Source organism: Reyranella sp., assembly GCF_965227665.1.
Lineage (GTDB): Bacteria > Pseudomonadota > Alphaproteobacteria > Reyranellales > Reyranellaceae > Reyranella.
In genome coordinates this window covers 5,109,414-5,135,192 of sequence record NZ_OZ245767.1, presented here as the reverse complement: position 1 = coordinate 5,135,192, position 25,779 = coordinate 5,109,414, and the positions used below count along the sequence as shown (strand labels likewise).

The following is a 25,779-nucleotide window of genomic DNA, read 5'->3' as shown; positions in this document are numbered from 1 at the left end:
GCGAGCGCCCTATTTCGGCGGCTCGGGCCACTTCTTCTGTTCGCCACGCACCGTCTCGAACCAACGCGACAGGCGCATCACGCCGGAATCGTCGAAGCGACGACCCGAGATCTGGAGGCCGATCGGCTTGCCTTCCTTGGTGTAGGCACAGTTGATCGATGCGGCCGGCTGTTCGCTCATATTGTAGGGCATGGTGAACGAGATGTGCTCCAGCGGACGGCTGACGTCGTTGGTCGGCGTCTCCCATTCGGCGCGATAGGTCGGCACCGGCGAGACCGGCGACAGGACGAAGTCGTAGGCCTGGGTCGCGCGCACGGTGGCGGCGCGGATCGCCATGTAGTTGTTCACGCCGCGGATCACGTCGCTGCCCGAAACGTCGGCGCCGCCACGGCACCAGTCGGCGATGAAGGCCAACACCTTGGCCTGCTTGGCGTGAGAGAGCGCGGAGAAATCCACCCAGCTCCGCACCCGCCAGAACAGATCCTGCAGATGCAGCATCTCCGGCGACAGGAACGGCGCGACCGGCTCGATATGGGCGCCCGCGTCGGCGAACAGCTTGGCGGCGGCCTCGATCGCCTCCTTGACCTCGGGATCGACCGGCAGGCCAGAGCCGGCGTCGAGATGCAGGCCGATCTTCAGGCCCTTGGGCGACAGCGGCCCGGCGGCCCAGTCGATGTCGGCCGGCGGCAGGTTCATATGGTCGCGCGCATCGGGCTTCGACAACTCGGCCATGAGCAGCGCAGCGTCCCCGACGGTGCGCGTCATCGGTCCGATGGCACGGCCGAAGAACGGCGGATCGACGGCGATCCGGCCGAGGCTGGGCTTCAGCGTGAAGATGCCGTTCCAGCTCGCCGGCAGGCGGACCGAGCCGCCGATGTCGGTGCCGAGATGCAGCGGACCATAGCCCGCGGCGGCGGCCGCCCCCGCGCCGGCACTGGAACCGCCGGGATTCCAGGCGAGGTTCCACGGGTTGCGTGTCAGCGGATGGAAGGAGCTGCGGCCCGAGGACAGCATGCCGTAGTCGGGCATGGTGGTCTTGGAGAGGATGATCGCACCCGCCTCGCGCACGCGCGCCGAAGCCGGCGCGTCGTCGGCCGCCGGCACGAGCTCGGTCGCCGCCGTGCCGAGCGGCACCGGCACGCCCTTGGTGGCGATGTTCTCCTTGATGGTGATCGGCACGCCGTCGAGCGCACCTTGCGGCGCTCCCTTCTGCCAGCGCGCCTCGGACGCCCTCGCGGCCTTGCGCGCGCCCTCGAAATCGGGGGCATAGAGCGCCTTCAGCTTCGGCTCCCAGGCCTCGATGCGGGCGATCACGGCGTCCGTGGCTTCGACGGGCGACAGCGATTTGGATTTGTAGGCGGCGAGCAGCTCGCCGGCGGTCATGTCATGCAAAGCGGTCATGGATCGAACGTACACGATTTCGAGTGAGGGGTTTTGGGGCGATTTCCCGCACGCTTGCTTGCAAAACCCGCGCCCCAACGCGCCTTCGTTCCGACCCGAAACGCAGTTAGACTGAAGCGATGGTCTACATCGAGCTGCTGATCGCCCTCGTCCTCATCCTCATCAACGGTGTCCTCGCAATGTCCGAACTGGCGGTCGTCTCGGCGCGCCGGGGCCGGCTGAAGGCCATGGCCGAGGGCGGCTCCCGCGGCGCCACGGCGGCGCTGCGGTTGGCCGACGATCCCGGCCGCTTCCTCTCGACGGTACAGATCGGCATCACCCTGGTCGGCATCCTGGCCGGTGCCTTTTCCGGCGCCACGCTCGGCGCGCGCCTCACGACGGTCCTGGCCGACGCCGGCATGCCGCTGCGCTTCGCCGAACCGCTGGCCTATGGCGGCGTGGTCGCCCTCATCACCTATCTGTCGCTGATCGTCGGCGAGCTGGTGCCGAAGCAGATCGCGCTGCGCAATGCCGAAGCCGTCGCCGCGACGGTAGCGCCCGGCATGGCGATGCTGGCGCGCATTTCCGCGCCGCTGGTCTGGCTGCTCGACATCTCGGGCAAGGCGATCCTGCGTCTTCTGGGCGGGCGGCAGAGCGCCGACGCCGCCGTGACGGCCGAGGAGATAAAGTCGCTGATCGCCGACGGCGAATCCTCGGGCGTCATCGAGCCGCGCGAGCGCGGCATGATCAGCGCCGTCATGCGCCTCGGAGACCGGCCCGCCCGGGCCATCATGACGCCGCGACACGATCTCGACATCGTCGACCTGTCGCTCGAGCCGCAGGCGCTGTTGCAGACCGTCCAGTCGAGCGTCCACTCCCGGCTGCTGGCCTGGGATCCCGCCGCGAACCACGCCGCCGGCGTCGTCCGCAAGAACGACCTGCTGGATGCCTTCATCCGCGACGGCACCGCCGATCCGCGCGCCCTCGTCAGGCCCGCGCCGATCGTCCCCGATACGATGGACGGGTTCGACGTACTCGACACGCTCAAGAACTCGCCCGCTCACATGGTGCTGGTGCAGGACGAGTATGGCGAGCTGCTGGGCATCGTCACGACCGCCGACATCCTGGAAGCCATCGTCGGAGCCTTCCAGACCGACGAAGGCCCGGCTGAGCCCGAGGCCAAGGAGCGCGACGACGGATCGTGGCTGGTGGCAGGCAGCATGCCGGCCGACGAGCTCATCGAGCTGCTGGGCATCACCACGAAGCGCACCGCCGACTTCCACACCGCCGCCGGCATGGTGCTGGCCGCCATGCGCCGCCTGCCCAAGGAAGGCGATTCCGTCGTCGTGGGCGGCTGGCGTTTCGAGGTCCTCGACATGGACGGCCGCCGCATCGACAAGCTGCTGGCGACGCGCGCCACGACGGTGCATCGGGCGGCGAATACATGAGGGGTCTTGTCGGGCGCCTGGAGCGCGAGGCTGCTCGAGCGGTAGAGTTGGAGCCATGATCTCTCGATCACTGGGTCTTGCGATGGGCCTCCTGTTCTCTCCGGGCATCGCCCAGGCAGCCGAATGTAGCACTAAGGTGAATCTTCCGTGGGAGACCGCCGGTCCGGGCTATTCCGGGGACGCCCTCGTACGCGGGCCGAGCTGCGCCGATGCGGTCGTGTTGTTCGTCGCGCGCCGGCCGGGAGGTGAGCCGAAGTTCGATGAGGCCCCGGACACGGTCTTGCCGGGCAATGCCCCCGTTGCACTGGAGATCACGCCCGTCGCGAACGTTTCCGCGCTTGCCAATGCGGGCGATGCGGCCGCCATGACGAAGGCTCTGCCCGCCGCGCTCGGCGCGTGGTTGCGGGCGCAGGCGATGCCGCAGAAGCCAACAAACCGGGCCGCCCTGATCGCGGCGGGGCCAACGAAGGGCGACTGCAGCGTGTCGGACACGCTGCCATGGACGGCGGCAGGGCGCGGTTATCACATCGACGTCTTCTCCGATGGCACCGACTGCCTCAATGCCGCGACCGCGCTGGTGATCCGGGCGCCGGACGGCCGTCCGCTCTACAGCGCCGCGACGCCGGGCTTCATCGTCGAGATCTACCATTCCGCTCTCGGGACGCGGGCGGACATGAAGAAAGCGCTGGCCGGCATCGAGACGATGACGGAGGACACGACCGGGAGACTGCCGGAATGGCCCGATGGCCTGACCGAACGCGAAATCACCCAGGGCGACTTCACGACGACCGTCGCCGAGCCCTTCGACCGAACCTCCTGGAACGCGCTGCGCGAAGCCCAGCGGCCGATGCTGGCGGTCGATCCCGGTATCGAATCCGTGAGCTTGGTGGTTCTGATGCCGGATGGCCGGGTCGTCGAGGTCGGACGCAGCCGGCAGAACTGACGCCGTCAGCCCTTGCCGAGGTCGCCGATCCGATCGGCGATGATCTTGGTCAGGTAAGGCGCCGCGAACAGCACGACGAGCAGGCGCACCGTCTGCATGGCCATGACGAAGGACACGTCGACGTCGGTCGAGGCCGCGATGATGGCGATCGAATCGGCGCCACCGGGGCTGGTGGCGAGATAGGCGGTGAGCGGGTCGATGCCGGCGGCGAACACCATGAAGGCCGCGACGGCGCCACACATCGCCAGCATGACGAAGATGCACAGCAGGATACCGGGCAACTGCCGCAGCACATGGACCAGCAGCGCGCGCGTGAAGCGCAGGCCGACGTTCCAGCCGACCAGCGCATAGCAGCCCGCGAGCAGCCAGGTCGGCAATTCGAGCCGCAGCCAGCCCATATGCGTGAGCACGATGCCGCCGACCAGCGGTACGAGGAAGGCGCCCGCCGGGATGCTGAGCCGCCGCGCCAGCCATGAGCCCACGCCCGCCAGCGCGAGGGTCTCGAACAGGGGCACCCAGGCGACCTCGGGGAACCACACGATCGCGTCCGGCGCGTGCTGGGAGGCCCCGCCGAAGTAACGCGCCACCCCGGCCGCGACGGCCGCCACCATGACGACGCGCAGATACTGCATGAAGGCAACCATGCGCATGTCGGCGCCATAGGCCTCCGCCATGTAGGTCATCACCGAGGCGGCGCCGGGGCTCACGCCCCAGAGCGCCGTCGTGCCGGGCAGCATCTGCCAGCGCGTCATCTGCCAGCCCACCCAGGTGCTGGCGGCGACGACCGAGACGACACCGACCGTGAACAGCGCCCAGTGCCCAAGGATGTCGCCCACGATCGTGAGCGGCACCATCTTGGCGATCATGCTGCCGACGATGCCCTGCGCCACCGCGAAGACCGGCACGGGATAGGTCACCTTGCCGCCCCACGAGGCGAAGGCGACACCGGCGAGCAGCGGTCCCAGCATCAGCGCCGCCGGCGCGTGCAGCCACAGCATCAACGCCGTCACCGGCACGGTCAGCGCGATCAGCGCAGACCATGAGGTGAGGTGGCGGCCGACGCCTTTCATGCGCTGGGCCGTGATTGGGACCAAAGCGAAAGGTCCTTCGCTGCGCTCAGGATGACAAGTTTATCGTCGGCGGCGCACTGCGCCATTGCCCACAACGGTGTCATCCTGAGCGCAGCGAAAGACCCTTGCCTTGCTCGTCCGATCAGTTGCGTCAGGTCAGAAATTCCTCGGCCTCGCCGTTCATGTCGCGGATGGTCGACATCAGCTCGACCACCGCCACGGCGAGCCTTGCATCATCCGTGCCGCGCAGGACCAGCGAGACGCTGGGCTTGCCGTCGCGGAAGGCCGGATAGGATCCGATGTCGATATCCTCGTAACGCTTCTGCAGAGCACCCAGCGGCTCGGCGATGATGCCTTCGGGCAGGTTGGTGCGCACGGTGCGTGAGAGGACCGGGGTGCCGCCGACCAGCCGGTGCTTCATCGACTGGAACATCGCCTCGGCGACCTTGGGGATGCCGGCGAAGGTGAAGACGTTCTCCATCTGGAAGCCGGGCGCGACGGAGACCGGATTGTCGACCAGCACGCCGCCATGGGGCACCCGCGCCATGCGCCGCCGCGCCGGCGTGAACAGCGCCGGATCGCCGTAGTGCCGGGTCATGCGGGCCACCGCCTCGGGATGCTCGGAAATGCCGACGCCGAATGCCTTGGCGATGCAGTCGGCGGTGATGTCGTCATGGGTCGGGCCGATCCCGCCGGTGGTGAAGACGTAGTCGAATTTGGCGCGCACCTCGTTCAGGGTCGCCACCACGGTCTCTTCGATGTCGGGAATGACCCTGGCCTCCATGACGCGGACCCCGAGCTTGCCCAGTTCGGTGGCAAGATACTGGATGTTGGAATCGCGGGTGCGGCCGCTCAGGATCTCGTTGCCGATCACGAGGATGCAGGCGGTGACGATTTTTGCCGGGTCTGACATGCAGTGCCTGCGTAATTATCGTTTGGTTTCAGGACCCTATCGGACCCCGGCCGGCGGGCCAAGCCGCGGTCCCGCCCTTGTTACCGCCGGTATCGCATGCCAAATAAGGCGGATGACCAATTCACGCGAAATCGTCGACGACAGCGCCGACTATTGGCGCCGCGACGAGCGCACCATCAAGCTGCATGGACCCGAAGGGTTCGCCGGCATGCGTAAGGCCGGCCGACTGGCCGCCGAGACGCTCGACTTCATCACGCCCCACGTCCAGCCGGGCGTCACGACGGAAGAACTCGACCGGCTCTGCCACGAGTACATCCTGGACCACAAGGCGATCCCCGCCCCGCTGAACTATCGCGGCTTCCCGAAGTCGATCTGCACCTCGATCAACCATGTCGTCTGCCACGGCATCCCGTCGGACAAGCGGCTGCAGAACGGCGACATCGTCAATATCGACGTCACCGTGATCCTCGACGGCTGGTACGGCGACACCAGCCGCATGTATTACGCGGGCGATGTCGGCGTGAAGGCCAAGCGGCTGTGCGACGTCACCTACGAGGCGATGATGCGCGGCATCGCGGCGGCCAAGCCCGGCGGCCATGTCGGCGACATCGGCTTTGCCATCCAGTCCTATGTCGAGGCGCAGCGCTTCTCGGTCGTGCGCGACTTCTCCGGCCACGGGCTCGGCCGCATCTTCCACGACGCGCCGAACATCCTTCACTACGGCAAGAAGGGCACCGGCCCGGTGCTGAAGCCCGGCATGTTCTTCACCGTCGAGCCGATGGTGAATGCCGGGACCTGGCAGGTGAAGGTGCTGAGCGACGGCTGGACCGCGGTGACCCGCGACAAGCAGCTCTCCGCCCAGTTCGAACACTCGGTCGGCATCACCGAAACCGGCGTCGAGTTCTTCACGCTCTCGCCGAAGGAATTGGCCAAGCCGCCGTACGATCTGGCCGAAACGAAGCCCTTGCAGGCGACGCCGGCGTAGTCAGGCCGGCTTCCGCCTCAAGCATCAGCAGCCGAGAGGACCAGTTTCTGGATTCCTGAGTCGGCTTCGGGCGACAGGGTGACGGTGCCGTTCAGGCGGCCTTTCGCACAGGTCAGGACGAAGCGGCCGGCGAGCGCATGGATCGGCTCGATACGCGCGAGACTTCCCGCACCCAGACGCTGCTTCAGCGACGCGAGTTCGGCGTCACGCAGCGGCGCCGGCGTATCCAGCAGGAAATTCACCGCGAACGGCCGATCACCGCCCTCGATTCGTCCCGAGGCATAGGCTGCCACGACCGCGTTCACCGCGCGCAACAGCGCGGGCGACGGCGCCGCAAGAATGGGTGGCGGTGAAGCGGCGTGCAGCCTCTCGGCGACGTCCAGCGTCAGGCGCGACATCGGCGCATAGGTGCGATTGCCGAAGGCGAACACGCCCCAGCCGCGCTCCGGCAGCATCAGCACGTGCGAGCCGTAGCCTGGCAGCCCGCCGGCGTGATGGATGCGCATGCCGAGCAGCGCGTCGGTCGAATGGGTGAGGCCGTAGCCATAGGCGCTGGGCTGTCCCGCGCGGGCGCCGGGTGCGCAATCAGGCGCGAAGGGCGGCGCGTGCCACAGCACCATCTCGCGCACGCTTGAGCGGCGGACCGGGCCGGACTCCGGCTCGTCGCGTGCCGGCCAGGCACTCAGCAGGAAGGACACATAACGCGCATAGTCCGGGACGGTGGTCGCGAGGCCGCCCATGGCGCCGACCTCGCCGTCCGGCTCGATGCGCTCGCGCGACCAGGTCTCGCCGTCCAGCCGGTAGCCGAAGGCATAGTCCCCGCGCGAAGCGGCGGCGGGGGCATCGAACGTCGTGCGCGCCATGCCCAGCGGCTCGACGAAGGTGCGGCGCATATAGGCCTGGTAGGGCTCGCCGCTCACGTTGGTCAGCACGCGCCCCAGCAACGCGTAGCCCAAGTTGCTGTATTCGAAGGCAAGGCCCGGCGGGCGCGCGAACAAGTGGCCCGTGGCAATCACCGTGTCGAGCTCCGCCGGTGTCATGCCCAGCACGCGGTCGCCCCACGGATCGTCGGTGACGAAGCCCGCCGTGTGCGTGAGCAGGTGGCGCACCGTGACGGGCGCGCTGTCGAGTGTGGCCGGCTTCACTGCCGCGAACTGCGGCACGTAGTGGGCCAGCGGCGCGTCGAGCTGCAGCCATCCCCGGTCGCGCAACGACAGGATGGCCAGCGCCGTCATGTTCTTGGTCATCGAGGCGATGCGAAAGCCGGTCCCCGCCTCCACGCGCCGGCCGGCCTCCCGGTCGGCGAGGCCGACCGTCGTCGCATGGACGAGGCGCCCCGCCTGCACGATCCCCAGGGAAAGCCCCGGAATTCGTTCCTGTTCGGCGAAGGCGGCAGAGGCCGCGTCGATCTCGGCGAGGACGGTCGCCGGGTACTCTGGGTCGGACATGGGGGGCATCGTATCACAACGACCAACCGCCGCGATTTTGCCTTGCTCACCCGGCAAGGTTGCGTGGCATGGCAAAGAGTCGCCCACACCTCAAGCCCGCGGAGCCGCCCCCTCCCGCAACGGCTCCCGACGATGCGGCTTTGTTGACGCTGCTGGCCCAGGGTCTCCGCCTGCAATCGTCCGAAGGCCTGTGGCGGGTGAGCGGCAACACCCTGCCCCACCGCATCCTACTGCGCGAAGCCGGCGGGACCTGGAACCGGCTCGACCAGTGCTGGGACTTCGCCGGCGAGGACCCCACGACCCGGCTGGCCGCGGCGCTCGAGGCCGCGCCCGCGGCCACGACCGGCCATAACAGCGGCGAGCCGGCCCCGCCCAAGCCGCACTATCACGGCCATCGCAGCCGGGTACGCGAGCGCGTGCTGAAGGCCGGCGTCGAGCCGCTGGCCGACTACGAGCTGCTGGAGCTGCTGCTCTTCTATTCAATCGAGCGGATCGACACCAAGCCGATGGCCAAGGCGCTGCTGGAACGCTTCGGCACCCTGGGCGACGTCTTCGCCGCCGAACCGGCGCAGCTGCGCGAATTCGAGATCGACCAGCGCACGCTCGTGCACTTCAAGGCGATGCGTGAGGTCGGGCGGCGGCTGGCCGAACGCAAGGTCAAGGACATGCCGGTGCTTACCAACTGGCAGCAGCTCATCGACTATTGCCATGCCGCGCTGGCGCACGAGAAGACCGAGCAGTTCCGTATCCTCTTCCTCGACCGCAAGAACGTGCTGATCGCCGACGAGGTGCAGCAGCGCGGCACCATCGATCATACACCGGTCTATCCGCGCGAGGTCGTGAAGAGGGCTCTGGCATTGAATGCAGCCGCCTTGATCCTGGTCCACAATCATCCCAGCGGCGATCCCAAGCCCAGCCGCGACGACATCGAGATGACGCGCGAGATCAAGGCGGCGTCGGAAGCGCTGGGCATCACGATCCACGATCACCTGGTGATCGGCCGCAAAGGTCATGCGAGCTTCAGGAGTCTGGGCCTACTCGCCTAGCGTTGCTCGGACAGCAGCTCATGAGCCGGGCATCTCCATGACCGCCACGGGCGACAGGAAGCGATCCAGGTCCTCCTGTCGGAAGGGTTTCCTGAGGATCGGGAGGCTAGCCATCGTACTATCGGCCGGGAACCAATGGGTGAGGGTCTTCGAAGTCAGGATCACCCGCGTCTGGGGCCGGTTGGCCGTAACCCAACGCGCGAGGGCCGAGCCGTCGCTCACACCCGACCAATCGATATCGGTGACCACGTAGTCGAATGGTCGATCGTATGCCGCCCGGATGGACGCCCCGCCATGCCCCGACTCAAGGACACTGAATCCGCGTCGCCGCAAATGGTCCAGGAGGGCAATACGCGCCGCCGGATCGGTTTCGACAACGAGAATCGACAGGCCTGAAGCGCCTGCATCATCTGAGTCCATCAATCCCACCCAATTCCAATTCGCACGGCTTCCCACGGCCGCCACTTCTCTACGTAGCAGAGCGGCCGTTGGTTCACCGGCGCCAACCGCAGACCGGAACGGCTGGTCTTTTCTTAATCTGCAACGGGTTCCCTCTGGCCATCGCCGTCCTTCGAGCTCTGCCAGGCAGCAACTTCCAGAGTCGAAGTCCCCGTGGCGAGTTCGCCCCCAGGCTCTTCTTGTCGCGCTATACTGCGCGCATGAGCGGAAAAATACTTGTCGGCATCGGTGGCTGGACCTTCGAGCCGTGGCGCGGTGTCTTCTATCCCGACGACCTGACGCAGAAGCGCGAGCTGGAATATGCAAGCCGTCAGCTCACCTCGATCGAGATCAACGGCACCTACTATTCGAGCTTCAAGCCGGCGAGCTGGGCCAAGTGGCGCGACGAGACGCCGGACGGGTTCGTGTTCGCGGTGAAGGCGTCGCGCTTCTGCACCAACCGGAAGGTGCTTGCCGATGCCGGCGAATCGGTGCAGCGCTTCGTCAGCCAGGGGCTGGTCGAGCTCAAGGACCGGCTGGGGCCGATCAACTGGCAGTTCATGGGCACCAAGAAGTTCGATCCCGAAGATTTCGAGGCCTTCCTGAAACTGCTGCCACGCGAGGTCGGCAAGCTGCCGCTGCGACACGCGCTGGAAGTGCGGCACGACAGCTTCAAGGACGAGCGCTTCTACGATCTCGCCGCCAAGTACAAGGCTGCGATCGTCTATGCCCACGACAAGGACTTCCCCGAGATCGACGAGCCGACCGCCGACTTCACCTATGCCCGGCTGATGCAGTCCGAGGAGACGGTAAAGACCGGCTACAAGCCGGCCGAGATCGACAAGTGGGCCAAGCGTGCCAAGGCGTGGGCGAAGAAGGGCGACGCCTTCGTCTACTTCATCTCCGGCGCCAAGGTCCGCAATCCTGCGGCCGCCCAGGCGCTGATCAAGAAGCTCGGGTAACAACTCAGCCGCTTGACTCACAGAAGGCCGGCGCTTAATTGTTAACTCTATGGTTAACAATAGAAGCGCCCTGCTCGACCGCACTTTCGCCGCCCTCGCCGACCCCACGCGACGGGCGCTCCTGGCGCGCCTCGACGCGGAGGAAGCCGTCACCGTCAGCGAGCTGGCGCGGCCGTTCCCGGTCTCGCTGCCGGCCATCATGAAGCATCTCGACGTGCTCTCCGAGGCCGGCCTGATCGTGCGGTCCAAGTCCGGCCGCACCGTCACCTGCCAGCTCAAGGCGGAGCCGATGGAGCAGGCGATGAACTGGCTCGCCCACTATCAGCGCTACTGGACGCAACAGCTCGACCGCCTCGCCGCCTTTCTGGAGCAAGACGACAAATGGCCAGCAAGCCCAGCCTCGCCCTCAAGCGCCGCCTCAACGCCCCGCCCGAGAAAGTCTACGAAGCCTGGACGCAGCCTGAAAAAATGATCCGCTGGTGGGGCGTCATCGGCCACCACCGCGCCCCCATAGCCGAGACCGACCTCCGGGTCGGCGGCCGCTTCCGTGTCCAGTTCTGGACGCCCGACGACGAGCATCACAGCGTGAGCGGCGTCTATCGCGAGATCGTACCGCCGAGGAAGCTCGTCTTCTCCTGGGCGTGGCAGAGCACGCCGGAGCGCGAATCGCAGGTCACGATCGACCTGAAGCCGGATAACGACGGCACACTCCTCACCCTGACCCACGAACAGTTCTTCAGCGAGCAGGCGCGCGACGACCACCGCGGCGGCTGGGGCATGGCGCTCGACAAGCTCGAGGAGCTGTTCGCGTGAACCCCGCGCCCTTTCGCACGCCCGTCGCCCTGAGCGACGCCGGCCTCTGGGCGCTGCAGTTCGCCGCGTTGCCCGACGATGTCGCCGAGCTCGCGAAGGGGCTGCAGGGACTGCTCATCCACGAGCATCTGGCGGACGTCTACGGCATCACCCTTTCGGAACGCCAGCGCGGCGAGCCGCATGTGCGCGGTGCCGGGGAGATTCTGGAGCGCATCGCCGTCCATGATTCCCGGCCGCTGACGTATCCCCGCCCGCCGGGCGAGCGCTTTGCCGGCTGCTGCCGCCACTACGTGCTGATGCTCGTCGCGATGCTCAGGAGCAAGGGCATCGCGGCCCGGGCGCGCTGCGGCTTCGGCGCCTACTTCGCGAAGGACCGGTTCGTCGACCACTGGGTGACGGAGTATTTCGACGCGGCGCAAGGGCGCTGGGTGCTGGTCGACGCCCAGATCGACGACCGGCAGCGCGCCTTGTTCGGCATCGACTTCGACACGCTGGATGTGCCCCGCGAGAAGTTCCTGGTGGCGGGCGATGCCTGGCGACTGTGCCGCGACGGCAGGGCCGATCCGCAGGCCTTCGGGGTGCTGGACATGGCCGGCCTCTGGTTCATTGCCAGCAACGTCATTCGCGATGTGGCGGCGCTGAACAACCGCGAGATGCTGCCCTGGGACGTTTGGGGCGGCATGACCCTGGCCGACAGTGAGATCGATCTGGCTTTCATCGACCGTCTGGCCCGCCTTACACGCGAACCGGATCGGCACCAGGACGAGCTGCGGACCGTCTACGCCGACCCGCGGGTTGCGGTACCCTCGACTGTCTTCAACGCGGTACTCCGTCGGGCGGAAGCGGTTTCCCCCTTCGCTCTTTCGGCCTAAGCTCCCGCGGTCCGACCGGAGCTTCCCGAACCGAAGGAGGCATGCATGCCTGCACTCTCGCTCGACCACTACAACGTCTACTGCGCCGACCTCGAGGCCACCGTTCGCTTCTACGAACGCTATGTCGGCCTGACCAACGGCGACCGTCCGCCCTTCCCCTTCCCCGGCGCCTGGATGTACGCCGGCGAAAAGGCGATCCTGCATCTCATCTCCGAGAGCGGCCGCACCGATCAGGGCAGCGGCGCGATCGACCATATCGCCATCAATTGCGCCGACATTCGCGGCACCCTTGACCAGATCAAGCGGGACGGCCTGCCCTTCGAGGTGAAGAAGGTGCCGGCGCGTCCGCTGCAGCAGGTCTTCGTCCACGACCCCGACGGCGTGATGATCGAACTCAACTTCTGGCACGAGGAAGACGTGCCGGAGCTCCAGGGCTACGATCCGATGAGCAACAAGATCACGGCCGAGAAGCAGAAAGTCCCGGCCTGACGTACTCGGCGACGGAACTGAAGGGTCAATCGAACGTCGGCGTGGCCGCGAGCTGCTCCCAGTAGTCCGCAGGGAGCAGATCGCGCCCGGCGAGCAGGCAGTTGAGATACGCGCGTTGCGGCTTCAGCCCCTCGCCCTGCATGAGCGCGACATAGACGATCGCCTCCACCTCTTCGCCGGTGTCGCCTCGCACAACCCGGATCGTGCGGCGTTCGTAGTGGCCACCCGCAACGCCTTCGTAGATGTCGAGAACCGCGAATCCTTCCTGGGGGAGGGCGTTAAGCGTGCCGTGCACGACGGCGCCCTCCGCCGGCACGATGTTGGCGGCCGCGCCGCCGCCCATGTCGCGCTCGGGTTTGTCGAAGGCGAGCCGCCAGCCGTCTAGCCGGCCCGCAATGCGCTCGCCGCGCGGCACACCGCGCGGCGCGAGTCGCTGATCGAACAGGCGCACCGGGTCCATGTTGGAGCCGTAGGCGAAGTACCAGGTCAGGCCACCCGCCATACATGCACTCCTTCGTCGTACCCGCGAATCGCGACGGGACCGAGATCGACGGCACCGTCGCACGGCGTCGCATCGCGCACCGATTGCGAGATCAGCAACTGCGCCCCCACCTCCTTGGTGAGCTGCTCGAGGCGGGCGGCGAGGTTAACCGTATCGCCGATCACAGTGTATTCCTTGCGTTGCGGCGAGCCGACGGTCCCCGTCACCGCCGGGCCGAGATGAACGCCGATGCCGATCCTGAGCGCCCAGACGGGATGCATGCCGTTCCACCGCTCGACCGTTTCGATCATGCCGCGTGCCGCCGCCAGCGCGTTTCGCGGCGCCGACGGGTCCTCGAGCGGCGCCCCGAACAAGGCCATGAACCCGTCGCCCAGGAACTTGTTGATGATGCCGTTGTTGCAGTCCACCACCTCGATCATCTCGGCGAAGAACGAGTTGAGCAGCGCCACCGTCTCCTCGGCGCTGCGCCTGCGCGTCATGGCGGTGAAGCCCCGTATGTCGAGGAACAGGACGCACACGGTGCGAATCTCGCTCGGAGGATCGGCGCGCGTCGCCAGCAAGCGGTCGACCACGGCGGGCGAGACATGCTGGCCGAACAGGTTGGTGACCCGGTCGCGCGCCACCACGGCCCGCACCGACTTCTCGAACTGGGTGCGCAGACTAATCGCGACGTAACCGGCCACCAGCCCACAGCCGAAGAAGATGAGGCTGCGGCTGAAATGGAACAGCGGCGCGGCCTCCGGAATCTCGCCCCAGGGCTGGAGCGGAACCAGCCAGAGGACCAGCGCGATCTGCTGGACGCTGGCGACCGTGCCCGTCCAGACCGACAGCCAGAAATCGAGCCGCAAGGTCGAGAGCAGAATGAAGATGAAGTAGAGCAGCGGCGGCCAGTAGCTGAACACCAGCACCGGGTCCATGTAGTGACTGAGCGTCACGATGACCACGGCCGGCAGCGAGGTTTCGATCAGGGCATTGGCGAAGCGTGCCACCCGCGGGAAATCGCGGTCGCGCGCTGCCCGGTACCGCAGGAACGCGAGCGAGCCCAACTCATAGACCAGGAACGGACCGATGCCCACGAGGGGCAGCCAGCCCGGCACGTCGCGCTCGAAAATGCGCTCGGAATAGGCGTTGAAGACGTTCGCCACCACCAGCGAGATCGCGAGCAGGACCGCGAGGATGATGGCGAGGGCGCGCATGCGCTGCTGCTCGCTGCGGATGATCTCGCGGCGGAGCGCGTCTGCGAAGAAGTCGGGCGCCGCGGGAGGCATCGGCCGGCAACCTAACCAGAGCCGCCGGGCTCCACAACGGGCCGGTGCGATGCTAGGTACACTCCATGTCGATGAAGGACGTTGCGCGGGAGGTTCAGGGAAAGATCGCCAACCTGGCGCTCCGCATGCCGATTTCGTGGGTGAACATCCTGGCGGGGCCGCCGGTGGCGGTCGACGGGCGCACCCTGGACGGTCGTGCCCAGTGGTTCCTGAAGCTCCTCGCCCACGGCAAACAGCCGCCCCTGCACACGATGAGCGTGGTTGACGCGCGCGAGGAGTATGACGCCTTCATGCAGCTGCTGGGCGGCCGGCCCGCGCCGGTCAGCGAGATCGTCGATCGCGCCCTGCCGGGCCCCGCCGGCCCGATGCGCGTGCGCATCTACCGGCCAGCCGGCACGGTCGCCCGCCTGCTGCCGACGATCTTCTACTTGCACGGCGGCGGCTGGGTGATCGGCAGCCTCGAAGGCTACGATCTGGCCTGCCGCTATTTCTGCGCCCGGTCGGGCTGCGCCGTCGTCGCCATCGATTACCGGCTGGCGCCCGAGCACAAGTTTCCCGCCGCCGTCGACGATGCCCTCGCTTCCTACCGCTGGCTGGCCGACCAGGCGGTTTCGCTCGGCCTCGACCCCGACCGCATCGTCGTGGCGGGCGATTCCGCCGGTGGAACCCTGGCGGCAGTCGTCGCCCAGACGATGCGTGGCGAGCCTCATCCGCCCTGCCTGCAATGGCTGATCTACCCCGCCACCGACATGGCGGGGAGCAGCGCCTCGCACCGGAGTTGCGGCGAGGGCTTCCTGTTGACGGAAGCCGACATGACCTGGTTCCGCACCCACTATCTCCCTGGAGATGCTGAAATCGACGATCCGCGCGCATCGCCTCTCAGGGCCACCGACGTCAGCGGAGTCGCACCGGCGCTGATCTTCACCGCTGGTTTCGACCCCCTTCGCGACGATGGCCAAGCTTATGCAGAAAAACTGCAGGCCGCGGGCGTCAAGGTCGTTCACCGCGAGTTCGAGACCCTGATCCATGGGTTCGTCGGCATGCGAGGAGCTTTGCACGCGGCGGCGCGGGCGATGGACGACATGGTCGCGGGCCTGCGCCATGAGCTGGCACAACTCGGCCGATGACGGAGCGCCGGAGATGAACGACGGAACAGCCCCCCTCCCCCATCGCAGCGAGCGGGCGGGACGGCGCGAGCAGAACAAGGCGGAGAACCGCATAGCGCTGCTCAAGGCCGCGCGCGCCGTGTTCGCCGAAATGGGTTATGGGGCCGCCAGCGTGCGCGACATCGTGCGCCGCACCGACCTCGCCTCGGGCACCTTCTACAACTACTTCAAGGACAAGGACGAGATCTTCGAGGCGGTGGTTGGCCAGCTGACAAGCGTCCTGCTGCAGCGCCATCGCCAGGGCCGCGGCCGCGCCACAACCGCCGAAGAATTCGTACGCGAGCATTATGCCGCCTACTTCAACTACCTCGCCGAAGACCCCGAGCTGCTGGCCCTGGCGCGATCGAGCTTCACCGCCGTGCGAACGCTGCTCGACAAACCGGATGTCCGGGCGCTGGCCACGGCGCTCAACGACGACATCCGCACCGCCATCGCGCAGGGTATCCTGCCCAATGTCGACGTCTCCTATCTCGGCGCCTCGATGTCCGGCATCGCCTTCGAGATCTCGATGGTCATGGTTGCCCGCGACCCGGTCGACCCCGCCGCCGCCGCCGAATTCGCGACTCACCTGGTGCTCGGCGGCCTCGACAAGTTGCCCCGGCGCTGACGCAAAGAAAAACGGCGGCGCCTTGCGGAGCCGCCGTTGATCGTTGCAGGCCCGGCCCGAGCGCTTACGCGCCCTGGGCGATCGTGTTGCTGAGGATGCCGATGCCCTCGATCTCGACCTCGCAGACGTCGCCCGGCTTCAGCCAGGGCTGCGGCTTGCGGGCCATCGCCACGCCCGAGGGCGTGCCGGTGATGATGATGTCGCCCGGATCGAGGGTCATGCACTTGCTCAGCTCGTGCACCAGGGTCGGCACGTCGAAGATCAGGTCGTCGGTGCTGCTGTCCTGCATGGTGACGCCGTTCACGCGGGTCATGATGCGCAGCGGCGCGGCGCCCTTGGGCAGCTCGTCCGGCGTCACGATGTCGGGACCGAAGCCGCCGGTTGCGTCGAAGTTCTTGCCCAGGGTGAACTGGCCGCCCGACTTGCGCTGCCAGTCGCGGATCGAGCCGTCGTTGAAGCAGGCGTAGCCCGCGATCACCGAGAGCGCCTTCTCCTTCGGCACGTTGCGGCACTTCTTGCCGATCACGATGGTGAGCTCGGCTTCCCAGTCGAATTCCTTCGAGTGCGTCGTCGACAGCATCTTGCCCTTGTGCGGCACCAGCGTGTTGTTGAAGCGCGTGAACACCACCGGATAGGTCGGGATCGGGCTGCCGGTCTCCTCGGCATGCTTGCGGTAGTTGAGACCGATGCAGAGGATCTTGCCCGGCGCCGGGATCGGCGGCAGGTACTTGGCCGACTTCTCCGAGACGGTGGCGCCGGCCTTGGGCTTGGCGCAGGCCTTGAGCACCGCCTGCTGGAGCTTCTTGCCGCCCGACAGGATTTCCACGACCGACTTCGGCCCGCGCGGCATCTGCTTGGAAAGATCTACAATCTTGCCGTCGCCCAGTTTAACGCCGACGGCGGGTTTTCCGCCGCTCAGGATAGTGCAAAGACGCATGAATTTCCCCCTTGAAGAATTCGTCCGAAATACGGCCGTGCGTAAACTCGTCCCTCCCGCATCTTCGGTCAAGCACGCCGCGTTTTTTGCTACTCTCCGCCGATGCGTTTCCTCCTTTTGCTGATTCCTCTCCTGTTCACCGCCCTGCCCGCCTCGGCGCAGCTCGTCGTACCGCTCACGACGCCGGACGGCCGCGTCGGCTGCACCCAGGGCAAGACCGGCATCGGCCGGCCGGCCGACTGGCGCGCCGTCGCCGATCCTGACGGGCCGGACGGCTGGGCCCTGGTCGAGAGCGAGCCCGATGCGACCGACCAGCGCTTCCCGCTCTGCATCGCGGAGCAGGCATCCGGTCGCGACTTCGACGCCACCCTGCGGTTCAAGCCGATCTCGGGGTCACGCGACCAGGTGGCCGGCTTCATGTTCCGCGCCCAGAGCGCCAACGACTATTACGTCGTGCGCGCCAATGCCCGCGACAACACGGTCCGCCTCTACCGCATGGACAAGGGCAAGCGCAGCCAGCTCGGCATGAAGGATGCGCCGGTGACGCTCGGCCAGTGGCATTCGCTGCGCGTCATCGCCGTCAATGATCGCATCGAGGTGGCGCTCGACGGCAAGCCGCTGTTCGGCGTCAACGACCGGACGCTGGTCCAGGCCGGGCCCGTGGGCGTGTGGAGCCAAGGCGACAGCGTGACCCACTATGGCTCGCTGCTAATCGGCCCTCCACCCCCGCCGACGGCGGCTCCGGCGGCGCCGCGCTGAAATCAGGCGCGCGCCGCCAGCAGCGCCTTTGCCAGTTCGACGAAGCCGGCGCCCGAGCGGCCCGACGTGACCCAGTGTGGCCGGTGCGCCAGCAGGTCGGCGAAGTCCACGACGTTGGCCACGCCCACCGCGTTGGGGAAATAGGCGAACATCGGCGCGTCGTTGGGCGAGTCGCCCGAAAACACGTAAGCCGCCTTGTCGGCCGCCAGGTCGATACCGAACAGTTCGCGCATCATGGTCAGGCTGGTCGTGAGCTTGTCGTAGTCGCCGAACCAGCCGTTCACATGGATCGAGCTCACCTTGGCGTGGGCGCCGTGGCGCTCGAAGATGGCCACGATGCGACGGACCTCGGCGGGCGGGAGAGGCGGCACGTCCTCGCAGAAATCGACCGCCAGGTCGGCCAGGCGATAGGGCTGGTCGGAGGCGATCCCGGCGCCGGGGACTTCCTGCAGGATCTCCGCCCGCACTCCGTCCAGCCGGCGCCGGCCTTCGGCGCGCTCTTCCTCTGACTGGATAAACCGGGTGCGCAGGCGCTTCTGGCCGCGGTCGTGCCACATCCAGAAGGCGCCGTTCTCGCCGACCACGGCATCGACCGGCCAGAAGCGTGCAATATGATCGCACCAGCCCGCCGGCCGGCCGGTGACCGGCACGACGAGGAGACCGGCCCGCTTCAGCGCCTGCAGGGCGCCATAGGCCTCGGCCGTCAGCGTTCCGTCGCTGGAGACGGTGTCGTCGATGTCGGTGAGCACGCCGCGCACGGCGGCGAGGATCTCACGGGGGCAGTTCTCGAGCGGTTCCATGGGACGCACTACTAACATGGCGGCGGAGCCCCTTCGGCGCTAAAAGCCCGGCCATGATCCCGCGCTATTCACGGCCGCAGATGGCGGCCATCTGGGCCCTTGAGAACCGCTTCCGCATCTGGTTCGAGATCGAGGCGCATGCCTGCGACGCCATGGCCGAGGCCGGCATCATTCGAAAGGCGTCCGCCCAGGCCATCTGGGACGGCGGCGCCAAGGCGATGGAAGCGCTCAAGAGCGATCCGGCCGGCAATGTCGAAAAGATCGACGCGATCGAGCGCGTGACCAAGCATGACGTGATCGCCTTCCTGACCTGGCTGGGCGAGTTCATCGGCCCGGAATCGCGCTTCGTGCACCAGGGCATGACCTCGTCCGACGTGCTCGACACCAGCTTCGCCGTGCAGCTCACCCAGGCGGCGGACCTGCTGCTGGCCGACGTCGACCGGCTGCTCGCCGCGCTGAAGAAGCGGGCCTTCGAGCACAAGGACACGCTCACCATCGGCCGCAGCCACGGCATCCATGCCGAGCCCACGACCTTCGGCGTGAAGCTCGCGGGCCACTACGCGGCCTTCCTGCGCAACCGCGCTCGGCTGGTGGCGGCCCGCGCCGAGATCGCGACCTGCGCCATTTCCGGACCGGTCGGCACCTTCGCCAACGTCGATCCCGGCATCGAGGCGCACGTGGCCCGGAAGCTCGGCCTCGCGGTCGAGCCGGTGTCGACGCAGGTGATCCCGCGCGACCGCCATGCCGCCTTCTTCGCGGCCCTGGGCGTCGTCGCCTCGTCGCTCGAGAACCTCGCAACCGAGTTCCGCCACCTGCAGCGCACCGAGGTGCGCGAGGCCGAGGAGTTCTTCTCGGCGGGCCAGAAGGGCTCGTCCTCGATGCCGCACAAGCGCAATCCGGTACTGGCCGAGAACATCACCGGCCTCGCCCGCGTCGTGCGATCGGCGGTGATCCCGGCGCTGGAGAACGTGACCCTGTGGCACGAGCGCGACATCTCGCACTCCTCGACCGAGCGCTACATCGCGCCCGACGCCACCGGCACGCTCGACTTCGCGCTGAACCGCATGGCCGGCGTGGTCGAGCAGCTCGTGATCTATGGCGACCGAATGAAGGCCAATCTCGATTCGCTGGGCGGCCTCGTCTTCTCCCAGCGCATCCTGCTGGCGCTGACGCAGAAGGGCATGAGCCGCGAGGCCTCCTACGCCGCCGTCCAGCGCAATGCGATGGACGCCTGGCGCGGCAATGCCTCGCTCCTGGCGCTCTGCCGGGCCGACAAGGAAATCGGCGAATTCCTGGCCGACGACGAACTCACCGCGCTGTTCGACATGGGCTATCACACCAAGCACGTCGACACGATCTTCAAGCGGGTGTTCGGCTAACCCCGGCGAAGCGCGGAGCCGGGAGGAAGGGGGCTGGCACTGCGCCGCCCCCCCTGCCCGGCCTCTCCCTCGGTCGGAGAGAGAAAAGAGTACCAAAGTCCCTTAGCGGACCTCGGTCATGATCTGCTGCCTGGCTTCGTCGGCGAGACGATGCGACTCCTTTCGAATCGCGTGCTCGTCCGTCGGCTTGCCGGCCGCGGCGAGGTCGGTCATCAGCTTGTGCACGACGTCGGAATCGCCCGGCTTCTCGAAGTCGGCCATCACGACCTCCTTGGCATAGGCCTCGGCATCGGCGCCCGTCTTGCCCATCAGGCTGGCGGCCCACAGGCCCAGCAGCTTGTTGCGGCGCGAGTTGACCTTGAATTTCAGCTCCTCGTCGTGCTCGTACTTGGCTTCGAAGGCTTTCTCGCGATCGTCGAACGTGGTCATCGGCCGCTCCGGTTGGGCTTGTCTCGTTGGGGCGGTATATAGCGACCGCGACACCGTCTTTCCACCCTGCGTTCGCAGTGGCAGTGTCACGCCTGCAGAGAGGAAACCCGAGATGTCGCTGGAAAAACTCAAGGACTGGATCGGCCGGACGCAGTCGCTGGATGACCTGGCCGCTCCTTTCCCGGTCCGCGCCCTGTCCGCCACCTTCGACGAGAAGGGCGATCCGGACCCCAAGAACGGCGATCCCCTGCCGCCGCTCTGGCACTGGCTCTACTTCCTAGAGGTCGCGCCGCAGTCGAAGATCGGCCCGGACGGCCATGCCGAGCGCGGCGACTTCCTTCCGCCGGTGCCGCTGCCGCGCCGCATGTGGGCCGGCAGCCGCTTCTCCTTCGACGGCGAGCCGATCTGCGTCGGCGACACGATCCATCGTCTGTCCGAGATCAAGTCGGTCGAACCGAAGTCGGGCTCCACGGGCTCGATGGTGTTCGTGACCGTGAAGCACACGATTTCGGGTCCGCGCGGCATTTCCTTCGTCGAGGAGCACGACATCGTCTATCGCGAGGCGGCGAAGCCGGGCGAAGCGCCGAAGCCGCCCCGTCCTGCGCCGGCCGACGCCACCTTGACGCGCACCGTCCTGGCCGACCCGGTGCTGCTGTTCCGCTTTTCCGCCCTCACCTTCAACGGCCATCGCATCCACTACGACCAGCCCTATGTGACCGGCGTCGAAGGCTATCCCGGGCTGATCGTGCACGGGCCGTTGATGGGCATGCTGCAGATCGAACTGGCGCGCCGCTCCAACCCGGGTAAGGTTGTCCGCAGTTACGAGTTCCGTGCCCTGTCGCCGGTGTTCGGCGGGGCAGCGCTTGGCGTACACGGCCGCCGCGAACAGGACGGCTCGATCACAACATGGATCGCCGATCCCAACGGCGGTCTCGCACAACAGGGCAAGGCCACCTTCCGATGACCCACATGCATCATTCCGGCTGCGGCTGCCTCGCCGCCCTCTCGCGCCGCAACCTGCTCGGCTTCAGTCTCGGCGCCGCCGCTCTCTCGGTCGCCGGCCCGGCGCTGGCCGCCGGCGATGCCTACGAGGCGATGCTGATGAAGTGCATCGATCCGCGCTTCACGACCTACACCTGGAAGTACATGTCCTCACGCGGCTGGGAGAACCAGTACAGCCAGTTCAACATCGCCGGTGGCCCCATCGCCGCGGTGGCGCCGATCTTCCAGGAATGGCGGGCCGCCTGGGAGGCCAATCTCGACATCTCGGTCCAGCTTCACAACGTGAAGCGCCTGATCGGCATGGCCCATCGCGACTGCGGCGCCGCAGCCCTCGCCTATGGCAACCGCATCAAGACCGACCGCGCCTTCGAGACCGAGATGCTGGGCCAGGGACTGCGCGCCTTCCGCGACCAGGCCAACAAGCGCCAGCCTCAGCTCATCGTCGAGCTGGGAATCATGGACCTCAACGGCAACGTCGAAACCGTGGCCTGATCCTCTCGCGGACCCGTCCGTCGTGCCAGACTCCCTCCCCTTCGTCTCCGACGGCAGCCTCGACAAGGACACGGCGCTCGCGCACCAGCTTGCGGTCCAGCGGGCGCGGCGCCCTATGGATCCGCTTCTGTCGCTGGTCGTGCCGGTGTTCAACGAGGAAGAGTCGATCGCCGTCTTCCTGACCGCCACGGTGCCGCTGCTGGAGCGCGACGGCCTGCGCTTCGAGATCGTATTCGTCAACGACGGCTCGCGCGACAGCACCTTCGCGCGGCTGTTCCAGCGCAGCCGCCTCGACGGGCGCCTCCGCATCGTCAACCTGTCGCGCAACTTCGGCAAGGAAGCCGCCCTCACCGCCGGCATCGACCATGCCCGCGGCGACGTGCTGATCCCGATGGACATCGACCTGCAGGATCCGCCGGAACTGATCGCCGCCTTCGTCGCGCGCTGGCGCGAGGGCTACGACATCGTCTACGGCGTCCGGACGGCCCGCCACACCGACACGCCGGCCAAACGCGTTTCGGCCGGCTGGTTCTACCGGGTGTTCAATTCGATGTCGCCGGTGCGCATCCCGCCCAATGTCGGCGATTTCCGGCTGGTCGACCGCCGTGCCGTCGAGGTGCTGCGCCAGCTGCCCGAGCGCAACCGCTTCATGAAGGGCCTGTTCGCCTGGGTGGGTTTCAACGCGGTCGGCGTGCCCTACGAGCGGCCCGAGCGCGCGGCCGGCACCAGCAAGTTCAATTTCTGGCGGCTCTGGAATTTCGCCATCGACGGCGTGGTGAGCTTCTCGACCGCCCCGCTGCGCGCCTGGTTCTATGTCGGCCTGGTGATCGCCATCGTGGCGGTGCTCTACGCCCTGTTCATCATTACCCGCGTGCTCATCTTCGGTGTCGACACGCCGGGCTACGCCTCGCTGCTGATCGCGGTCCTGCTGATGGGCGCCATCCAGCTCCTGTCGCTCGGGATCATCGGCGAGTATCTCGGCCGCCTGTTCGTCGAGGTGAAGGGCCGGCCGATCTACATCGTCGAGGGCGTCTACGAGGACGGCACGACCGAGCCGCCGAAGCCCTGACCGTCGATGGATCTCAAGGAAGAAGACATACTGGGCGCCGGCATCGGCAACCATTGGTACTACCGCTCCAAGGCCGCCGCGCTGCGCCGCGCCGTGGCCTCGTTGGCCCCGAAGCGCCTACTCGACGTCGGTGCCGGCTCGGGCTTCTTCTCGCGCCATCTGCTCGAACGCACGTCAGCCGGGAGCGCGCTCTGCGTCGACATCGGTTATCCGGCGGACCGCGACGACAGCGTGGGCGGAAAGCCCGTGCGCTATCGCCGCGACACCGGACCGACCGATTGCGACCTCGTGCTGATGATGGACGTGCTCGAGCATGTCGACGACGATCGGGGGCTCGTTCGCCACTACGCCGGCAAGGTGCCGGACGGCGCGCATTTCCTGGTGACGGTGCCCGCCTTCGACTTCCTGTGGAGCGGCCACGACGTGTTCCTCGAGCACAAGAGGCGCTACCGCCTGCCCGCGATCGAGTCCGTCCTACAGGAGGCCGGGCTCGAGATCGTGCGCGGCAGCTACTATTTCGGCTTCGTCTTTCCGCTGGCGGCCGCCGTGCGCCTCGCCGACCGCAACACGACGGAACCGCGCAGCAGCCTGAAGAAACAGGGCACCCTCACGAACGCCCTCCTCACCGCAATCTGCGCCGCCGAACTCCCGCTATTCCCGCTCAACCGCCTGGCCGGCCTCTCCTGCTTCGTGCTCGCACGAAAACCCTGAAGGAATTCGCCCTCAGGGTATTGGAGAGACTATCGATCGCGCGCGACAACACCTGAGTTGCTGTAGTTTGTTTGCGCCAAACGAACTCAAGCTGCGGCCGGCGTCCATTGCTGCAACGCGGCGTTGCACCGCAGCGTCGGACGCCGCCTGCCTGTGATTTCTCATCACCACACGGCCGAGTTTCGTTCATCGGATATTTAACATCGGATGATTGCACCGCCTTCAGATCAGTGTATGGTTTGAGCTTGCCAGCCGGCCAAAGAGCCAGCGGCCGGGAGCGAACTGATCTTGCCTACCAAGCCCGTCAAATCCGTTGAAAAGCGTTCGAAGCCGGGCCGGATCAACACCGTGCTGGCGACACTTGGCCGCGAGATCGCGCAAGGGATCATTCCGGCCGGCGCCGTGCTACCGCCCGAATACGATCTCGAAAGCCGCCTCGGCGTCGGCCGAGGCGTGGTTCGTGAGGCGATCAAGACATTGGCGGGAAAAGGGCTCGTCAGCGTCCGGCCACGCCACGGCACCCGCGTGTTGCCGCGTCGCGATTGGAGCCTGCTCGATCGCGACGTGTTGAACTGGCTCGTGGGACAGGAAAATCCCGACCGCGAGTTGCTGCTGGCCGTTCAGGAAGTCCGCTCGATCATTGAGCCAGCCGCCGCCGCGCTCGCAGCCACCCGCGCCACCAGGGCGGACCTGCTGCGGATCAACGTGGCCCTCGCCGCGATGGAAGCCTCGGACAGTCAGGCCACCGCAACGGCCTCAGACAAGGCGTTTCACCTCGCCATTCTCGACGCTACGCACAATCCGGTATTGCAGGGCTTTCGCGGCGCGATCGACACGATTCTGAGCGCGGTGTTCGTGGTCGCCGTCGACAGCGTCGATGGCTGGTTCGATGGCAATCTTCCCAACCATGCCGCCATCGCGCGGGCCATCGAAGAACGGGACGTCACAAAGGCCCGCAAAGCGATGGAGCAGGTCCTTGGTTACACCCAGGCCCATCTGTCCAAACCCAAAGTCGGCGCGCGGCGCCGAGCCGGTCGCCCGGGCGGCCGCCGCACTCCGAGTCAAGCATGATGCGACGCAGCATCACCTCGGCGCTCTGGTTCTGCGCTCCCTTCGCCGTCCTGCTCGTTCTCTGGGCGATCCTCGTCCCGTACTTCGACGTCAATCCCCGGTTGCTTCCTCAGCTTGGCGCCGTGGTCCAAGCCGGGATCGAGGGAGTCCAGGACGGTACGCTCATCCAGCACATCGGCGCGAGCCTGCTGCGCGTCGCTGTCGGCACAGTGCTTGGGCTGTTGGTCGCCATTCCCCTGGGCATCGCCATGGGCGTCAGCCCGGTTTTTTCGAGCTTTCTGACGCCCCCGCTGCGGTTTTTCTCGGTGCTGGCGGGCATTGCCTGGATCCCCATCGCGACACTGTGGTTCGGCTACGGCTTCGGCGCCATCACCTTCGTCATCTTCAATGCCGTGTTCTTCATCGTGACGTACAACACACTGCTCGGCGTCTCGACGATCCCCTTGCCCGTACGCAATGCCGCCGCATCACTCGGTGCGGGGCGATGGGCAATGTTGACCGAGGTGCTCCTGCCGGGCGCCCTCCCCCACATCGTCACCGGCATACGCACCGGCTTGGGCTTTGCCTGGCGCGGGCTGATCGCCGCGGAGATGATCGCCACCAACGTCGGCCTCGGTTACATGCTGTTCGTGGCGCGCGATTTCTACAAGACCGAGGTGATCGTGCTCGGCATGATCGTGATCGGCGTTCTCTGGCTGCTGCTCGATCGGCTGCTCCTTGCACCGGTCGAGCGCGCGACCATCGAGCGCTGGGGCATGGTGCAGCGCGCATGAGGTCCTT

Annotated in this window: 28 protein-coding genes and 1 pseudogene; 19 read left to right on the top strand and 10 right to left on the bottom strand. The window is 67.0% G+C overall.

Going from position 1 to position 25,779, the window contains the following annotated elements:
* Positions 1–9 precede the first annotated feature (9 nt).
* The gene (locus ACO07I_RS24795; RefSeq protein ID WP_422012172.1) at positions 10–1,401 is read right to left on the bottom strand and encodes an amidase; all 1,392 of its coding nucleotides are present in this window, start codon (positions 1,399–1,401) and stop codon (positions 10–12) included.
* Between the two features lie 119 nt (positions 1,402–1,520).
* Here ACO07I_RS24795 and ACO07I_RS24790 point away from each other — a divergent pair, with 119 nt between their 5' ends.
* Entirely contained in the window at positions 1,521–2,828 is a 1,308-nt protein-coding gene (locus ACO07I_RS24790) for a hemolysin family protein (RefSeq protein ID WP_422012170.1), read from the top strand.
* A gap of 82 nt (positions 2,829–2,910) precedes the next feature.
* Complete coding sequence (locus tag ACO07I_RS24785) at positions 2,911–3,771, top strand: hypothetical protein (protein ID WP_422012168.1); 861 nt, start codon at positions 2,911–2,913, stop codon at positions 3,769–3,771.
* A 5-nt stretch (positions 3,772–3,776) separates the two neighbouring features.
* On the opposite strand, the gene ACO07I_RS24780 is transcribed toward ACO07I_RS24785, so the two are convergent.
* The gene (locus ACO07I_RS24780) at positions 3,777–4,841 is read right to left on the bottom strand and encodes an AbrB family transcriptional regulator (RefSeq protein WP_422012166.1); all 1,065 of its coding nucleotides are present in this window, start codon (positions 4,839–4,841) and stop codon (positions 3,777–3,779) included.
* Positions 4,842–4,992: 151 nt separating this feature from the next.
* Positions 4,993–5,754, bottom strand: coding sequence for a competence/damage-inducible protein A (locus ACO07I_RS24775; RefSeq protein ID WP_422012164.1), 762 nt, complete (start codon positions 5,752–5,754; stop codon positions 4,993–4,995).
* 112 nt (positions 5,755–5,866) lie between these two features.
* Between ACO07I_RS24775 and map the strand changes: the two genes are divergently transcribed.
* On the top strand, positions 5,867–6,739 hold the full coding sequence (gene map / locus ACO07I_RS24770; protein ID WP_422012162.1) for a type I methionyl aminopeptidase: 873 nt from the start codon (positions 5,867–5,869) through the stop codon (positions 6,737–6,739).
* A gap of 17 nt (positions 6,740–6,756) precedes the next feature.
* Here the strand turns inward: map and ACO07I_RS24765 are convergent, their stop codons facing one another.
* Positions 6,757–8,187 (bottom strand): serine hydrolase domain-containing protein, encoded by a 1,431-nt coding sequence (locus ACO07I_RS24765; RefSeq protein ID WP_422012160.1) that lies wholly within the window; start codon positions 8,185–8,187, stop codon positions 6,757–6,759.
* Between the two features lie 461 nt (positions 8,188–8,648).
* Between ACO07I_RS24765 and radC the strand changes: the two are divergent.
* Positions 8,649–9,233 (top strand): annotated as a pseudogene (radC, locus tag ACO07I_RS24760) (RadC family protein); the annotation flags it as partial.
* Positions 9,234–9,251: 18 nt separating this feature from the next.
* Here the strand turns inward: radC and ACO07I_RS24755 are convergent.
* Positions 9,252–9,653 carry a response regulator gene (locus ACO07I_RS24755; RefSeq protein ID WP_422012158.1) on the bottom strand — a complete coding sequence of 134 codons (402 nt, stop codon included), beginning with the start codon at positions 9,651–9,653 and terminating at the stop codon, positions 9,252–9,254.
* Between the two features lie 239 nt (positions 9,654–9,892).
* Here ACO07I_RS24755 and ACO07I_RS24750 point away from each other — a divergent pair, with 239 nt between their 5' ends.
* The 5 genes from ACO07I_RS24750 to ACO07I_RS24730 are packed head-to-tail and all read left to right on the top strand — an operon-like array spanning position 9,893 to position 12,807.
* Positions 9,893–10,633, top strand: a complete 741-nt coding sequence (locus ACO07I_RS24750) for a DUF72 domain-containing protein (protein WP_422012156.1) — start codon at positions 9,893–9,895, stop codon at positions 10,631–10,633.
* Between the two features lie 49 nt (positions 10,634–10,682).
* Positions 10,683–11,105 carry an ArsR/SmtB family transcription factor gene (locus ACO07I_RS24745; RefSeq protein ID WP_422012154.1) on the top strand — a complete coding sequence of 141 codons (423 nt, stop codon included), beginning with the start codon at positions 10,683–10,685 and terminating at the stop codon, positions 11,103–11,105.
* Positions 11,015–11,446, top strand: coding sequence for an SRPBCC family protein (locus tag ACO07I_RS24740; RefSeq protein WP_422012152.1), 432 nt, complete (start codon positions 11,015–11,017; stop codon positions 11,444–11,446). Before ACO07I_RS24745 ends, ACO07I_RS24740 begins: the two co-directional genes overlap by 91 nt.
* The gene (locus ACO07I_RS24735; RefSeq protein WP_422012150.1) at positions 11,443–12,318 is read left to right on the top strand and encodes a transglutaminase-like domain-containing protein; all 876 of its coding nucleotides are present in this window, start codon (positions 11,443–11,445) and stop codon (positions 12,316–12,318) included. The genes ACO07I_RS24740 and ACO07I_RS24735 overlap by 4 nt, the downstream gene beginning before the upstream one ends.
* A 45-nt stretch (positions 12,319–12,363) precedes the next feature.
* Entirely contained in the window at positions 12,364–12,807 is a 444-nt protein-coding gene (locus tag ACO07I_RS24730; RefSeq protein ID WP_422012148.1) for a VOC family protein, read from the top strand.
* Positions 12,808–12,832: 25 nt separating this feature from the next.
* Here the strand turns inward: ACO07I_RS24730 and ACO07I_RS24725 are convergent, their stop codons facing one another.
* Positions 12,833–13,309 (bottom strand): gamma-glutamylcyclotransferase family protein, encoded by a 477-nt coding sequence (locus tag ACO07I_RS24725; protein WP_422012146.1) that lies wholly within the window; start codon positions 13,307–13,309, stop codon positions 12,833–12,835.
* Positions 13,294–14,577 (bottom strand): adenylate/guanylate cyclase domain-containing protein, encoded by a 1,284-nt coding sequence (locus ACO07I_RS24720; RefSeq protein ID WP_422012144.1) that lies wholly within the window; start codon positions 14,575–14,577, stop codon positions 13,294–13,296. Before ACO07I_RS24720 ends, ACO07I_RS24725 begins: the two co-directional genes overlap by 16 nt.
* A 65-nt stretch (positions 14,578–14,642) precedes the next feature.
* Between ACO07I_RS24720 and ACO07I_RS24715 the strand changes: the two genes are divergently transcribed.
* Together ACO07I_RS24715 and ACO07I_RS24710 are read left to right on the top strand one after the other, a co-directional pair.
* Positions 14,643–15,704: an alpha/beta hydrolase gene (locus ACO07I_RS24715; protein WP_422012142.1), complete on the top strand. Its 1,062-nt coding sequence runs from the start codon at positions 14,643–14,645 to the stop codon at positions 15,702–15,704.
* Positions 15,705–15,717: 13 nt separating this feature from the next.
* Positions 15,718–16,350, top strand: coding sequence for a TetR/AcrR family transcriptional regulator (locus ACO07I_RS24710; RefSeq protein WP_422012140.1), 633 nt, complete (start codon positions 15,718–15,720; stop codon positions 16,348–16,350).
* Positions 16,351–16,414: 64 nt separating this feature from the next.
* Here ACO07I_RS24710 and ACO07I_RS24705 read toward each other — a convergent pair whose 3' ends face one another.
* Entirely contained in the window at positions 16,415–17,287 is an 873-nt protein-coding gene (locus ACO07I_RS24705; RefSeq protein ID WP_422012138.1) for a fumarylacetoacetate hydrolase family protein, read from the bottom strand.
* A 117-nt stretch (positions 17,288–17,404) separates the two neighbouring features.
* Here ACO07I_RS24705 and ACO07I_RS24700 point away from each other — a divergent pair, with 117 nt between their 5' ends.
* The gene (locus ACO07I_RS24700; protein WP_422012136.1) at positions 17,405–18,046 is read left to right on the top strand and encodes a family 16 glycoside hydrolase; all 642 of its coding nucleotides are present in this window, start codon (positions 17,405–17,407) and stop codon (positions 18,044–18,046) included.
* Between the two features lie 2 nt (positions 18,047–18,048).
* On the opposite strand, the gene ACO07I_RS24695 is transcribed toward ACO07I_RS24700, so the two are convergent.
* On the bottom strand, positions 18,049–18,846 hold the full coding sequence (locus tag ACO07I_RS24695) for an HAD family hydrolase (RefSeq protein ID WP_422012134.1): 798 nt from the start codon (positions 18,844–18,846) through the stop codon (positions 18,049–18,051).
* 53 nt (positions 18,847–18,899) lie between these two features.
* Here ACO07I_RS24695 and purB point away from each other — a divergent pair, with 53 nt between their 5' ends.
* Entirely contained in the window at positions 18,900–20,225 is a 1,326-nt protein-coding gene (gene purB / locus ACO07I_RS24690; protein WP_422012132.1) for an adenylosuccinate lyase, read from the top strand.
* A gap of 102 nt (positions 20,226–20,327) precedes the next feature.
* Here purB and ACO07I_RS24685 read toward each other — a convergent pair whose 3' ends face one another.
* Positions 20,328–20,654, bottom strand: coding sequence for a DUF1476 domain-containing protein (locus ACO07I_RS24685; RefSeq protein WP_422012130.1), 327 nt, complete (start codon positions 20,652–20,654; stop codon positions 20,328–20,330).
* Between the two features lie 112 nt (positions 20,655–20,766).
* On the opposite strand from ACO07I_RS24685, the gene ACO07I_RS24680 reads away from it, so the two are divergent.
* The 6 genes from ACO07I_RS24680 (at position 20,767) to ACO07I_RS24655 (ending at position 25,772) form a co-directional block, all read left to right on the top strand.
* Complete coding sequence (locus tag ACO07I_RS24680) at positions 20,767–21,618, top strand: FAS1-like dehydratase domain-containing protein (protein WP_422012128.1); 852 nt, start codon at positions 20,767–20,769, stop codon at positions 21,616–21,618.
* Positions 21,615–22,148: a hypothetical protein gene (locus ACO07I_RS24675; protein ID WP_422012126.1), complete on the top strand. Its 534-nt coding sequence runs from the start codon at positions 21,615–21,617 to the stop codon at positions 22,146–22,148. The genes ACO07I_RS24680 and ACO07I_RS24675 overlap by 4 nt, the downstream gene beginning before the upstream one ends.
* Before the next feature lie 22 nt (positions 22,149–22,170).
* Positions 22,171–23,217: a glycosyltransferase family 2 protein gene (locus tag ACO07I_RS24670; protein ID WP_422012124.1), complete on the top strand. Its 1,047-nt coding sequence runs from the start codon at positions 22,171–22,173 to the stop codon at positions 23,215–23,217.
* 6 nt (positions 23,218–23,223) lie between these two features.
* Positions 23,224–23,928: a class I SAM-dependent methyltransferase gene (locus tag ACO07I_RS24665; protein ID WP_422012122.1), complete on the top strand. Its 705-nt coding sequence runs from the start codon at positions 23,224–23,226 to the stop codon at positions 23,926–23,928.
* 288 nt (positions 23,929–24,216) lie between these two features.
* Entirely contained in the window at positions 24,217–24,999 is a 783-nt protein-coding gene (locus ACO07I_RS24660; protein ID WP_422012120.1) for a FadR/GntR family transcriptional regulator, read from the top strand.
* The gene (locus tag ACO07I_RS24655; protein ID WP_422012118.1) at positions 24,996–25,772 is read left to right on the top strand and encodes an ABC transporter permease; all 777 of its coding nucleotides are present in this window, start codon (positions 24,996–24,998) and stop codon (positions 25,770–25,772) included. The genes ACO07I_RS24660 and ACO07I_RS24655 overlap by 4 nt, the downstream gene beginning before the upstream one ends.
* The last annotated feature ends 7 nt before the right edge of the window (positions 25,773–25,779 follow it).